11 protein-coding genes and 1 tRNA gene are annotated in these 13144 nt (G+C 64.6%); 6 read left to right on the top strand and 6 right to left on the bottom strand.

Annotated elements, in window-relative coordinates:
• Positions 1-86 precede the first annotated feature (86 nt).
• Both OSH05_RS24580 and OSH05_RS24575 read left to right on the top strand, forming a co-directional pair.
• The gene (locus tag OSH05_RS24580) at positions 87-947 is read left to right on the top strand and encodes a recombinase family protein (RefSeq protein WP_266353079.1); all 861 of its coding nucleotides are present in this window, start codon (positions 87-89) and stop codon (positions 945-947) included.
• Between the two features lie 191 nt (positions 948-1138).
• Complete coding sequence (locus OSH05_RS24575) at positions 1139-1792, top strand: hypothetical protein (RefSeq protein WP_133163131.1); 654 nt, start codon at positions 1139-1141, stop codon at positions 1790-1792.
• Positions 1793-2286: 494 nt separating this feature from the next.
• Here OSH05_RS24575 and OSH05_RS24570 read toward each other — a convergent pair.
• The 4 genes from OSH05_RS24570 to OSH05_RS24555 all read right to left on the bottom strand — a co-directional run bounded on the left by OSH05_RS24570 (position 2287) and on the right by OSH05_RS24555 (position 4566).
• Positions 2287-2376 (bottom strand) — tRNA-Ser (locus tag OSH05_RS24570).
• 266 nt (positions 2377-2642) lie between these two features.
• Positions 2643-2828, bottom strand: coding sequence for a tautomerase family protein (locus tag OSH05_RS24565; protein ID WP_104220232.1), 186 nt, complete (start codon positions 2826-2828; stop codon positions 2643-2645).
• Positions 2829-2875: 47 nt separating this feature from the next.
• Positions 2876-3553 carry an alpha/beta hydrolase gene (locus OSH05_RS24560; RefSeq protein WP_104220231.1) on the bottom strand — a complete coding sequence of 226 codons (678 nt, stop codon included), beginning with the start codon at positions 3551-3553 and terminating at the stop codon, positions 2876-2878.
• A 62-nt stretch (positions 3554-3615) separates the two neighbouring features.
• Entirely contained in the window at positions 3616-4566 is a 951-nt protein-coding gene (locus OSH05_RS24555; RefSeq protein ID WP_104220230.1) for a ring-cleaving dioxygenase, read from the bottom strand.
• A 217-nt stretch (positions 4567-4783) separates the two neighbouring features.
• Between OSH05_RS24555 and OSH05_RS24550 the strand changes: the two genes are divergently transcribed.
• Entirely contained in the window at positions 4784-6178 is a 1395-nt protein-coding gene (locus OSH05_RS24550; RefSeq protein ID WP_104220229.1) for a glycoside hydrolase family 1 protein, read from the top strand.
• Positions 6179-6258: 80 nt separating this feature from the next.
• On the opposite strand, the gene guaD is transcribed toward OSH05_RS24550, so the two are convergent.
• Positions 6259-7605 carry a guanine deaminase gene (gene guaD, locus OSH05_RS24545; protein WP_104220228.1) on the bottom strand — a complete coding sequence of 449 codons (1347 nt, stop codon included), beginning with the start codon at positions 7603-7605 and terminating at the stop codon, positions 6259-6261.
• A gap of 140 nt (positions 7606-7745) precedes the next feature.
• Between guaD and OSH05_RS24540 the strand changes: the two genes are divergently transcribed.
• The 3 genes from OSH05_RS24540 to OSH05_RS24530 all read left to right on the top strand — a co-directional run bounded on the left by OSH05_RS24540 (position 7746) and on the right by OSH05_RS24530 (position 12139).
• Positions 7746-8786 carry a zinc-dependent alcohol dehydrogenase gene (locus OSH05_RS24540; protein ID WP_104220227.1) on the top strand — a complete coding sequence of 347 codons (1041 nt, stop codon included), beginning with the start codon at positions 7746-7748 and terminating at the stop codon, positions 8784-8786.
• A 153-nt stretch (positions 8787-8939) separates the two neighbouring features.
• Positions 8940-10793, top strand: coding sequence for an ABC transporter ATP-binding protein (locus OSH05_RS24535; RefSeq protein WP_104220226.1), 1854 nt, complete (start codon positions 8940-8942; stop codon positions 10791-10793).
• 317 nt (positions 10794-11110) lie between these two features.
• A complete protein-coding gene (locus tag OSH05_RS24530; protein WP_165801651.1) occupies positions 11111-12139 on the top strand; it encodes a nucleoside hydrolase in 1029 nt (342 codons plus the stop codon).
• Between the two features lie 106 nt (positions 12140-12245).
• Here OSH05_RS24530 and OSH05_RS24525 read toward each other — a convergent pair whose 3' ends face one another.
• On the bottom strand, positions 12246-13142 hold the full coding sequence (locus tag OSH05_RS24525) for a CDP-diacylglycerol diphosphatase (RefSeq protein ID WP_266353078.1): 897 nt from the start codon (positions 13140-13142) through the stop codon (positions 12246-12248).
• Positions 13143-13144: the final 2 nt, after the last annotated feature.

The raw sequence follows: 13144 nt of genomic DNA, 5'->3' as shown, positions 1-13144 counted from the left end.
GGGGACTAGCGGTCTGCCGTTGGCTAATATACCGGCGACCTAAGCAAGTGCAGCTCCAGCGTTCTCTTACAAGCGTTCTGGGCGCCGTGGCCGAAGCCACCAGCGGCGAGAAAAACCGGAGGCCAAGTCGGAGGCTTCGACAATGGGCTCTAATCAGGTCCGGCCCACGGTGCGATCGGCCACAAAACGCCGATGGAGCGGATGAAACGCTCAGAAGCCAACGTGTCGGCCTGAGCATTCACCCCCTAAAACTCCCAGCCGGGAGGCCCAAAGGCGGGGAGCACGTCAAGCGAAAGGCGTTCTCCATATGGGGTCGCCAGCATCTGCGTCACGGTCACAGCACTTCGCGCATCTACGACACTGACAACGTCGGCAAGGGCATGTGGATGGGCGGCCTGCCACTGCTCGGCTACGACGTCCAGGATCGCAAGCTGGTGGTGAATGCTCAAGAGGCGCAAACGGTCACCTTCATCTTCCAGCGTTATCAAGCCCTGAAGTCAGTGCGCCTGCTGCAGGCGGAACTCGACCGGCGCGGCATCGTGAGCAAGCTCCGCCAGCGCGACAATGGACCATCGCGAGGCGGGCAGCCGCTCGGCCGTGGCGCGCTCTATGCCATGCTGTCGAACCGGCTCTATCGCGGCGAGATTGTCCACAAGGACGTCTCGCATCCCGGCCAGCACGATGCGATCATCGATGAGGCGCTGTTCAATGACGTTCAGCAAACTCTCGCCATCAATCGGGTGGACCGCGAGCGTAGTGTGAATGCCGACGAGCCCTCCCTGTTGGCCGGTCTCCTGTTCGACGCCGACCGCAACCGGATGACGCCGACCCATGCCAGCAAGAAGGGCGTGCGCTATCGCTACTATGTCTCCAAGACCTTGATCACGCCGCGGCAGCCAGCACCCGACGACAAAAGGATCAGGATTCCAACGGCGCTCCAACTCTGAGCGGCGCAGGCGGCGCGATCTCAAAGACCCAGGGTGGCCTCCGCCTGCCGGCCGCAGGCATCGAGCGGCTTGTGCTCGAACGGCTGCTCCAATTCCTTGCCTCGCCGGCCTAGGTCCTTGCGATCGGGATACCTGATATCGATTCCGCCACCCATTCGAACCATCGCATCGATGCGGTCAACCAGAGCGCATTGCTGGAATCGGCGCAGCGCAAGGCCTCTTCGCTCTCAGCAGCCGATGTTGTTGCTCAGCGCAGCTTCCTGCTCGCCGTCTTGCGACGGGTCGACGTGCATCGCGATCGGGTCGAGATGCGGATTGGCAGGGCCGGGTTGCTGCAGCGCCTGCGCTACAGCGATTGTAACGAACCCGACGAGCCGGTCGGTGGCGACAATTCTGTAGACGCTGAGGACATTGCCGGTACGCCACATGCAGCCGAGCCAGACCCAGCAAAGAACTCCACCGACCGCGACATGCGCGAGGTCATCTCGCTGGCGGTCCCGGTAGCCTTCAAACGATCTGGCTTTGAACTGCGCCTCGTCGTCCCGGGCAAAGAAACCGCAGCTCGGCCGGATACCAGTCTCGTTCGCCTCATCGCCCGCGCGCACCAGATTCTTGGCAGGCTGAGTGGTGACCCTGAGCTCATCGTTGCGGATGTGGCCAGGGAAGAGGGACTGAACAAATCCTATGTGTCGCGACTCGTCCGGCTGGCCTTCCTTGCGCCAGATACCATCACCGCAATTCTGGAAGGCAGGCAGCCCGTTACCCTGACCGCCAACAAGTTGATGGCTGATACACGCCTTCCGATCGACTGGGTCGAACAGCGCCGCGTGCTCGGGTTCAATTAGTCCCGCGCCGTTCTGGTCGCCCCAGCACGCCTATCTCCTTGCATAAAAGCAGCCAAGCGGCCGGGGCTGAAACACCATACCAATGTTAGGCGCCTGAATCTCGTGGCCTGCTGTGGCAAATCCAGTCGGGATCGCGCCACATTGGAAGCCCTCCGACTCGTCGGCGCCTATTGCACGCAGGGCAAAGGAGCGCATCCGATCAAACCGATCGAGCAGAAGGCCAATCCTGTCGGCAGGATAGCGGCCGGCGGTCGTTTAAGATCGAAAAAAGGACTAGCCGTGCAGTCGGGCAAAAAGTCGGTCCCCCAAATCGCAAAATTGGGTACCTCTGAAAGCTACCAGGGAGACAGGGACCTGAAGAGCAGGCTAAAGCGGGTGCAAAAGCAGTCTCTTCGGACCCAGCCCAAGATCGGCCGCCCGCAAGCGCCGGAAACAACGGTACTATCTGCCGCAGTCTCCGAAAATCAAAAGACGTAATAAAAACAAGGACTTAGTGGCGGAGAGGGGGAGATTCGAACTCCCGATACCCTTGCGAGTATGCCGCATTTCGAGTGCGGTGCAATCGACCACTCTGCCACCTCTCCGCGGTGGCGCTCTTTAGCGCGAAGCGGGTGATACATGGCCTTGCTGCCGAAGACAAGTCTTCTTGCGTGGCCGGTGGCGTCGATGTGGATGGCGGGGGCGGGAGGATCGGGCGCCGCTCTGTCGCGGCTTTCGACGCCCGGTCCCACAAGGCCCAATGAGCCGTCTCCGCCATGTGACGAAGCGAGTCCGGCCGTATAGGACCCCCGCCCTGCGCCTCCTTGGGTGCGGCCGGGAAGCGCCGTGCGGGCCGGCGGGGCGACCGGCTTCAGCGTTCCGAGAACAGCACGCCGCCTTTGGCCTTGTCGGTCTTCGGGGCCTCGACGATCTGGATCGTCACGCCCTCTGGCGCGGCGCCGAAATTCTTGACCACCGCGTCGGTGATATCCCTCACGAGGCCTCGCTTCTGTTCGAGCGTGCGGCCTTCGACGGCATAGACGATGACTTCCGGCATGATTTCCTCCGTTGGAAGCCTCAGGAGAGGCGAGGGGTGGCGTGGCGTCAAGCCGCTGACGTCGGCGCAACTGAGATTGTCGCAAGAAGCGCGCGGATCCAGTCGACCTCTTCCTGGTTCACGCCATGGCCGGAGCCGCGATAGATCTGCTTGGCGACATCCGCGCCGGATGCGGCAAAGCGCGCGGCGCTGAGCTCGACGCGCTCCAGAGGGATGTGCGGGTCGCGCTCGGAGCAGCCGAGGAAGACCGGCGTCGTCGCCAGGGCCGGCTCGGGCGCCGCCACTTCGGCGTCGGTCCCGATCAGACCGCCCGAGAGCGCCACGACGCCGCCATAGCGGTGGGGCCGGCGGATGGCGCTCTCCAGCGTCAGGCAGGCGCCTTGCGAGAAGCCGAGCAGGACGATGCGCTCGTCCGGAATTCCGGTTGCGTTCAGATCGTCGAGGATCGCCGCGACATTGGCGAGCGCCGCGGAGAGATAGGGCTCGTTGCGCGCCTTCGGCTCCATGAAGCGCTGCGGGTACCATTGATGGCCGGACGCCTGTGGCGCCAGATATGCGAAGTCGTCGGCGCCGAAATGGGCCGAGAGCGAAAGGATGTCGTCGGCGGTGGCACCGCGGCCATGCAGCATCACCATGGCACCGCGGGCCGAGACGAGCGGCGCGCCCGCCTGCCAGATCTTCGCCCCGCCATGCGGCGCGGGGCCGCGCGTGGTCGTGAGGGTCATCTTGCGTTCCTTTCCGGGGCGGAGATGCCGGCGGCCGAGGCCGCCAGCATCTCCGCAATTGGCTAGAGCGGCTTCAGATTGGCTTCGATCGAGGCGCGGCGCCCTTCCAGGAACGGCGGCAGCGACAGCTTCTCGCCAAGCGTTTCCATCGGCTCGTCGGCGGCGAAGCCCGGTATGTCGGTCGCGATCTCGAAGAGCACGCCGTTCGGCTCGCGGAAATAGAGCGAGCGGAAATAATAGCGCTCGACTTCGCCGCTAGAGGGGACGCGGAAGCCGCGCACGCGCTCGGTCCAGGCCTTCAGCCCTTCATAGTCCGGCGTGCGGAAGGCGACGTGATGGACCCCGCCGGCGCCCTCGCGGGCCTGCGGCAGTTCCGGTTCGACCGCGACATGCAGTTCGGCTGCCGGACCGCCGGGGCCCATCTCGAAGACATGCACGGTGTTGGACGAGATCGCGCTCACCGGATAGTCACGCACCTCCTTCATGTTCATGACCGTCTCCAGCACCTGCCGCGTCGGCGCCAGGTTCGGCACGCTCATGGTGATCGGACCGAGGCCGAGGATCTGGTGTTCGGCCGGAACGGTGCTTCTTTCCCAGGGATGGGCGTCGAAGGGCTGGCCATTGGCGACGAGCGCCAGGCGCTGGCCTTCCGGATCCTCGAAATTCAGGGTCGGACGGCCGCCGATCTCGGCGATGTCGCTCGCCTTGACGCCGGCAGCCTTCAGATGATCGCGCCACCAGCCGAGGCTGTCGCCATCGGCGCGGAAGCCGGTGCGGCTGACGGACTGATTGCCGCGGCGCGCCGGGCTGGCCGGCCAGTCGAAGAAGGTGATGTCCGAGCCGGGAGACGCGGCACCGTCGCCATAGAAGAGGTGATAGGCGCTGGTGTCGTCCTGGTTCACGGTCTTCTTGACCAGGCGAAGGCCGAGGATGCGCGTGTAGAAATCGAGATTTCCCGACGCATTCGCGGTGATCGCGGTCAGATGATGGAAGCCTCCGAGGGCGAGTTCCATGATGTGGCTCCTTAATATTCGTTTCGCGAGAATTCGTTTCGTGAGGCGAAGATCGGCGCGCCGAGGACGAAGCGCAATCGGGCTGTCAGAACAAGCTTGTCTCTGATTAGTGGACAATCGCGAGCGATTGTTGCGCAGCCGGTGTCACGCCGCGCCTTCGCCGCGATGTTGGGCGGTAATCGCCGCGGACACGAGGCGAATGGGAGAGGAGACGAGGATGGCCGGAAACAAGGAGAAGACTTTCCTGTGGGGCGCGGCGAGCGCGGCCTATCAGGTCGAGGGCGCGTGGCAGGCGGACGGCAAAGGCCTCTCCAACTGGGACGTCTATACCAATCTCTACCGCGTGACGGAGCCGGGCACGGGCAGGCAGCAGACGGGCAATGTCGCCATCAATGCCTATGACCGCGCGCAATATCTGTCCGATATCCAGCTGATGCGCGAACTGGGTCTTGGCGGCTACCGTTTCTCGCTCGCCTGGAGCCGCATCCTGCCGGAGGGCACGGGGCGGGTGAACGCAGCCGGGCTCGATCATTACAGCCGCTTCGTCGACGATCTGCTCGAGGCAGGCCTCGCGCCGATGGTGACCTTGTTCCACTGGGACATGCCGCAGGCGCTGGAAGATCGTGGCGGCTGGAGCAGCCGGGATTCCGTTGGCTGGTTCCGCGACTATGCCGCCATCGTGCGTGAACGCCTCGCCGACCGGGTGGAGAGCTTCATCACCTTCAACGAGCCGTTTATCGATCTCTTCCTGATCGAACCGATGGTGGAGATCGCCCGGGGCGGCTTTGGCGATCCGGGCGCCATCACCGATGCGCAATGGGGCCGGCAGGCGCTGCCCATGCATCACTGGATGCTGGCGAGCGCTGAGACGATCGGCGATTTCCGCGCTGCCGGATATAAGGGCGAGGTCGGGCTGGCGCTGCCGCTGATGCCGACGCTTCCCGAGCGGGAAGGCGCGCCGGAGGATGTCGCGGCGGCGGGGCTCGCCGATGCCGTCATCAATCGCTGGTGCCTCGATGCGATGTTCAAGGGCCGCTATCCGGACGAAGTCATGGCCGAATTCTCGCGCCGCGATCCGCAATTCGCGGCAGTCGAAGCGGATTTCCCGATCCTCGCCGCCAACCGGCCGGATTTCCTCGGCGTCAATTTCTACGCGCCGGCCTTCGTGCGCCACGCCGCCGAGGCGCCGCTCGACTTTCGCTGGGGCGCCTACAATCCCGATCCGAAGCCGCAGGCCTTCAACGGCCCGGTGAAGCCGGAATATCTGAAATTGCTGTTGGAGCGCATCCGCGACGACTATGGCAATCCGCCGGTCTACATCACCGAGAACGGAGCCGGTTTCGGAGACAGCGACGAGCGCTTCGAGCGCGGCCTCGTCCTCGATCCGCTGCGTGCCGACTATATCAGCCGCCACATTGAGGCGGCGCTTGCTGCGCGTGCCGGCGGCGTCGATCTGCGCGGCTACATGGTCTGGAGCCTGTTCGACAATTTCGAATGGATGCAGGGCTATGACCGCCGCTTCGGCATCATCCATGTCGATTTCGAAACGCAAAAGCGGACAAGGAAGCAGAGCTTCGAGACATATCGGGAAATTATCGCCAAGGGGGTGTAAGCGGGCGAAGACTGCGGCTTCCGCTTGAACCCGCCCTCCAGGGACGGGTTGAAGGGGAGCGCGCGACACCCATGCTCAATTCACTGGGTCTGGCCTTCCCCCGCATAGCAAAATGCTTCTTTCCGCTCCCGGTCATAGACCCGCTCGCCGGCCACATAGGTTGCGCGGATGGCGCGGTCGTCGCCGAGCGTCATCAGGACCGAGAGCGTTTCGGAGAGGTCGCGGCAATAGGCGCTGCGGAATTCGAGCAGCGGCGTCGCCTTCGGGTCGAGGACGATGATGTCGGCCTCCTTGCCCGGCTCGATCGTGCCGAGACGATCGTCGAGGTGCAGCGCCTCGGCGGCGCCGCGGGTTGCGAGCCAGAAGGCCTGGGCCGGCGTCAGCGTCGTGCCGCCGAGCTTCGCCACCTTGTAGGCCTCGTTCATGGTCTGGAGCTGCGAGAAGGCGGTGCCGGCACCCAGATCGGTGCCGAGCGCGACGTGCACTGGCCGGTCGGTGCGACGCGCCTCGACCATCTTGAAGAGGCCGCTGCCGAGGAAAAGGTTTGAAGTCGGGCAATGGGCGAGCGCCGAGCCGGTGCGGTGGCAGCAGGCGAAATCGGTCTCGTCCATGTAAACGGCATGGCCGAATATGGCGCACGGGCCGGTGAGGCCGGCATGGTCATAGACGTCGAGATAGGAACTCCGCTCTGGGAACAGCTGCCGCACCCAGTCGATCTCGCCGCGATTCTCGCACAGATGCGTCTGCAGATAGGTGCCGGGATGCTCGCGCCAGAGCCGGCCGGCTTCTTCCAGCTGTGCCTCCGTGGAGGAGGGCGCGAAGCGGGGCGTCACGCAATAGAGCTGGCGGCCACGGCCATGCCAGCGCTCGATCAGCGCTTTGGATTGCTCGTAGCCGGTCTCGGCGGTGTCGCGCAGCGCCTCCGGCGCGTTGCGGTCCATCAGCACCTTGCCGGCGATCATGCGGGTGTTGAAGCGCTCCGACTCCGTGAAGAACGCCTCGACGGAGCCCGGATGCACCGTGCAATAGACAGCGGCCGTGGTCGTTCCGGCGCGCAGGAGTTCGCGCAGGAAACGTCCGGCAACGTCGCTCGCATGCGCCGCGTCGGCGAAATCCTGCTCGGCGACGAAGGTGTATTTCTCCAGCCAGGCCAGAAGCTCGTCGCCATAGGCGCCGATCATCTGCATTTGTGGATAATGAACATGCGCATCGATGAAGCCGGCCGAGAGGATCGCATCGGGATAGTGGTCGACCTCGATGTCGGCGGGCAGCGCGGCGAGGGCGGTGGCAGCATCCTCGACCGCGACGATGACACCGTCCTCGATCACGATCAGCGCGTCGGGCCGGAAGTGCACGGCCTCCTCGAAGGGCAGGCGGAAGGGGTCGCCGCGGAAGGAGAGGGTGGGTCCGCGAAGGGCGCGTCGCATGATGATCGGAGTTTCCCTGGCGCCTTCGCGCTTGATTGACGGGGCCGGCGCGGCGACTGACAATCGCCGCGAACGAGACGTCACGATCTCGCGGCACGGGCGGAAATACCAGAGGACATGATGATGCGTGGCGTTGCGCGATGAGGGCGGTCGTAATCAACGGGCCGAAGCGGGTCGCGATAGAAGAATTCCCCGATGTGTCGCCGGCGCCGGGCCAGGTGTCGATCCGCGTGCTCGCCACCGGGATTTGTGGCACGGATGTCGAGATCTTCGATGGCACCATGCCCTATTTCACTTCCGGCATGGCGCATTATCCGGTCGTTCCTGGCCATGAATGGGTCGGCGAGGTGCTCGCCTGCGGCGACGGCGTTGAAGGCTTCGCGGCGGGTGACCGGGTCGTCGGCGAGTGCAGCGTCGGCTGCATGCATTGCGCGGTCTGTCTCTCCGGCCGCTACCATCAATGTCCGAATCGTACCGAAACCGGGATTTTGGGCCGGCGCGGCGGCTTTGCCGAGCGGATCGAGTTTCCAGCGCTCTTCCTGCACAGGATTTCGAAATCGGTGCCGCTGCAGGCGGCGGCGCTGATCGAGCCGGCGGCGGTGGCCTTCAACGGCGTGCGCCTTGCCGCCGTCTCGCCGCGTGACGATGTCGCCATCTTCGGCGACGGGCCGATCGGGCTGCTGCTTCTGATGATGGCCCGCGCCTTCGGCGCGCGGCGCGTCAGCGTCGTCGGCGCGACGCCGCACCGGCTGGCGCTTGCCGAGCGACTGGGTGCCGATGCGGCGATCGATGTCGCGGATGGGCGTGTCGCCGAGCGGCTGGCCGAGATCGGCGATGGCCGGCGACCCGGTGTGGTGATCGAGGCGACTGGCAATCCTGCGGCCGTCAATGCGGCGATCGCGGCGATCGCGCCCGGCGGCCGGTTGATTCTTCAGGGACTCTTCGCCGGCCGCAAGGCGGACGGAATCGATCTCGACCGGATCGTGACGAGCGACATAGAGATCCGCGGAGCGCTTGGCAGTCCCGGCATCTGGCCGGATGTGATCGCGTTGGTCGAAACGGGCCGCGTCGATCCGGGCGCGCTGGTGACGGAGCGCCTGAAGCTATCCGAATTCGAGCGCGGGATCGGCTTGGTCACGTCGCGTTCGGCCGTCAAGGTCGTCGTCGAGCCGGCGCTCTGAACCTCGGGGTTCACCGGCCGGACAAGACAGCGTGAACGGGCCGCAGGTCCGTTCGATGGACAGAGGCGGGCCCAGCCGGTACAAGGAGCCTATCGAAAACCGACGGAGCGGCCGTCGAATCCGATTGGACGTCCGGCCGCCGAACAAGGTCTCATGACGGATCTCGAAGCGAACGGACTGGCTGAGGGCGCTGCCGCGGCGCGCCGCAGGCGCGTCATTCCCAGCTGGAATGGCTTTATTCAAGCTCTGAAGGACGAGGACGGCACGGTCGGCATCGTCACGCGCATTCTGCGGAGCAATTTCCGCGCGCATTGGCGCGGTTATTCGATCTCGTTCTTCTTCCTCTTCATCGTCGCCGGCATGACCTCGCTTTCAGCCTGGATCATGCGCGACGTGGTCAACCAGATCTTCGTCAAGCGCGACGTCGAGATGCTCTGGGCGCTGTCGTTCACGGTGGTCGGGATCTTCGTCGTCAAGGGTGCGGCGACCTATGGCCAGATGGTCGTGCAGAGCCGCATTGGCAACCGGATCGTCGCGGAGAACCAGAAGCGATTTTATCATCGCGTCCTGCAGTTCGGGCTGGGATTCTACAATGATCGCGCCTCCAGCGAATTAATCATGGCGAATTCGGTTGGCGCGCAGGCGATCCGTTCGGTGCTCGACACGATCGTCGTCAGCCTCGGCCGCGATCTCGTCACGTTGATCGGCCTCGTCTTCGTCATGGTCTACCAGGCGCCGATGATGTCGTTCTTCGCGCTAGTGTTCGCGCCGATCGCGATTGTCGGCGTTTCGCGGCTGGTGAAGCGCATTCGTGGCATTGCCCGTTCCGAATTCACTTCGGCGACGCAGATCATCGCCATTGTCCAGGAGACGGTGCACGGCTCCAAGATCGTCAAGGCCTTCGGTCTGCACGATCATATGATGAGCCGCATGGGAACGGCGGTCGACCTCGTCGAGAAGCGCGCCAATAAGATATCGCAGCTGCAGGCCCGCACCAGCCCGCTGATGGAGACGCTCGGCGGCATCTCGATCGGCCTCGTCATCTTCTATGCCGGCTGGAGCACGATCTCGGACGGCCGCACGCCGGGCGAGTTCATGTCGTTCATCACCGCGCTGCTGCTTGCCTATGAGCCCGCGAAGCGGCTGGCGCGTATGCATGTCGGCCTTGCCGAGAGCTTCGTCGCCGTGCGCGCGCTGTTCTCGGTCCTCGATACGCCGGCCAGCGTCACCGAGGTCGACGACAAGCCGCCGATCGTCTTTTCGCGCGGCGACATTGAGCTCGACGACGTCCATTTCGCCTATCGCGCCAAGGAGCCGGTAGTGAAGGGCGTCAGCCTGACGATTGGCCACGGCAAGCGCCTCGCGCTCGTCGGCCCGTCGGGTGGCGGCAAGTCGACGCTGCTATCGCTGATCCAGCGTTTCTATGACGTGCAGACGGGTGCGATCCGCGTCGATGGCCAGGATATCCGTACGGTTTCGGTTTCTTCGCTCCGGCACGAAATCGCCTTTGTCAGCCAGGACGTTTTCCTGTTCTCCGGCTCGGTGCTCGACAACATCCGCATCGGCCGGCTCGATGCCTCCGATGCCGAGGTCGAGCGCGCGGCGCGGGATGCCTTTGCCCATGATTTCATCATAGCGATGCCGAACGGCTATGACAGTACGGTCGGCGAGAACGGCGTCCAGCTCTCCGGCGGCCAGCGCCAGCGCATCGCCATCGCCCGCGCGATCCTCAAGAACGCGCCGATACTGCTGCTCGACGAGGCGACTTCGGCGCTCGATTCGGAATCCGAACGCGTCATCCAGATCGCGCTCGACAAGCTGGTGCAGGGCCGCACGACGATCGTCATCGCTCACCGCCTGTCAACCGTGGTGCATGCCGACCAGATCGCCGTGATCGAGAACGGCCGGGTGCTGGAGATCGGCACCCATGGCGAACTGGTGCGCAAGGGCGGCCTCTACGAGAAGCTCTACCGCTACCAATTCGCCGAGCACAGTCCGGCGGCATAGGCGGCTTCGGAGGCCTCGCTCCCGACCCGATCGGACGGGCCCGCCTGCTGGTCCGCTGGCTTATCTTTAATTGGCCATGATGCAAATTCCGGCCTGCCTCCCTTTCGAAGGCGGGACCGCTTGTGTAACGATTGGCTGGGACGGGCTGAGGAATTACCGGGCAGGGGACGATGAACGGCCGATTGGCGTGTTGCAAAACGCCGATCGCAACGACATCGACGCGTGGCGGAGAGGCCGCGCCTGCTATGCGATCGCCATGGCTCGTTCCCGTTGGCTCTTGCCGCGCGGGACCATTCGAACGAGACGAGACATACGCGATGATATTCCTTAAGGAGGCCGGCGGATCGCGCTGGAACCCCTGGCTCCGGGCCGCGCTCGGCGCCCTCTTGGTCGCCCTTTCCGCCGTGACGGCACAGTCGGCTTACGCTGCGCCGGCGGTCGACAAATGCGTTGTCATCGACACCGATTTCGACATTGACGACATGATGGCGATCCCGATCGTGATCGGAAACCGCCACGTCGCGGCGATCGTGACGTCCGAAGGGTATACCATGGCCGAATCGGGCGCAGCGGCGCTGTCGCGTCTGGTCGCGGAGCCGAACGAGCGCCAGATACCGATCATCATCGGCGCCGACACGCACCGCACCGAAACCGAACTCCGCAAGAACTGGCCGTGGCTCCCCTATTTCCGTGCTGCCATGAACCGGGCCAATGACTGGCTCGCCGCGCCGCTGACGCCGGCCCGCCGGCCGTTCCACAATTTTGTGCCGGAGCTTTCCCGCGCAACGGCGAACTGCCGGAAGATCGACGTTCTCATCATCGGAACCTACACTTCGTTCATCCGCTACAGCGCCGCTCTGGCGTCGAAGCTGGAGCGCGTCGTGGTGATGGGAAAGCCGATCGGCGACCCGACGCTGAAGCCGGGCAAATATTCGTTCAATTGCGGTTACGACCTGCCGGCCTGCAAGACGGCGATGGAGTTGCTCGCCAACGTCAAGACGAACTGGGTCGACGTTCCGCGCGGAAGCGATCCTCTCTACGAGCCTTCGCTTAACATGGTCGAGCGTCTGCGCGCGGATGGCTTGCCGGGCTCTCTCAAGGCAGCGCTGTTGGCCAATCAGCACACGTGGAACCCGACGAAGGTTCCAGCCTCAGCGGGAGGTCCCGGCGGAGAATCACTGATGTGGGATCAGAGCGCCGCGATCTATCTGCTGCACCCCGAATTGTTCGGTCCGGTTGGACATCACTACGAACCGCTGGTGCTCGGCGGCTCTCACGCCCGCACGAACGCCAGACTGCTTCGGATCTGGACGCGGGATACGAACGCAGCCGCGCACTTCCGGTAAGGTTCATCCGACAAACCCTGCCAAGCCTTGATCGTCTTGGCAGGTCTGGCCTTTCCGATGGACGGCCCCCGATCGCGGCGTCGGGACGCTGAGGCGCTCGTATCGGTCAGCGCAGGCGGCATTCCTCTTTCTGCCGGTAGTTGAGCTGGATGCGGTCGAAGCGTCTGGCCGCAAGCACCCAGATCCCGGTCCCGCCGTCCGTCACCGCGGCCAGCACGCCATAGTCAGGCAGATCGGTGGCCCGGGCCGGCAGCATATCGCGGACGATGGAGAATAGGTCGACGCCCTCGAACGGCGTCTTTCCGGAGCCGACCTTGAGGAAGCGGACGCGGAAATCGTAGCCGTTGACGCTGAGGCGCGTGGAAGTCGGATCCAGCCCGGCCAGAGCGGTTCGATAGGCCGGCAGCAGCGTGCCGATATGGATGTGGAACTGGTGCTGTCCGCGCGTCGTCGCCGGCTGGATGGCGAGCGCCAGGTCGTCGCGCGGGAAGGGCGGCTCGACCAGGGTCTGGGACGCGAGATAGGCGTCCAGCCAATAGTTGCGCCCCGCAAACGTGTTCGTATCCTCGATCCCGACGACGGGCTGCGTCGCCCAGACGAGGAAGCGGCAGTTCTCGCCGCGCGCCTTCGGAAAGCGCGCGGGATTTCGGTAGCGCGTGTCATATTGCAGGGCAAAGTCGCGCCCGTCCTCCTTATGGAAGACGAACTCGCCCTGACCGTCGGCGCAATGGCCGATCGCGCAGGCTTCCGAGTTGAGGAAGCGATAGACGCCGCAGGTCTTCTGCGAAATATTGGCCGGGTCCGCGCAGCTATTGCAAGGAATGGGCGCCTTGTCATCGTTGTTGGCCTCGGGCGGCGATACAAAGTGCGCCGGATCGGGCCGACCCGTCAGCGTGTTGACAATGGGGCAAGCTCGCCCCTCTGCGCTCGCGCCATTGACCGGCCCCGCCAAGAGGCCGACGGCGATCAGGGCGGGCGCGCAAAGGCGCTGAAACGGCGGCACGA

Source organism: Kaistia algarum, assembly GCF_026343945.1.
GTDB lineage: Bacteria > Pseudomonadota > Alphaproteobacteria > Rhizobiales > Kaistiaceae > Kaistia > Kaistia algarum.
The sequence above is the reverse complement of the archived record's forward strand: the minus strand, read 5'-3'. Positions and strand labels throughout refer to the sequence as shown.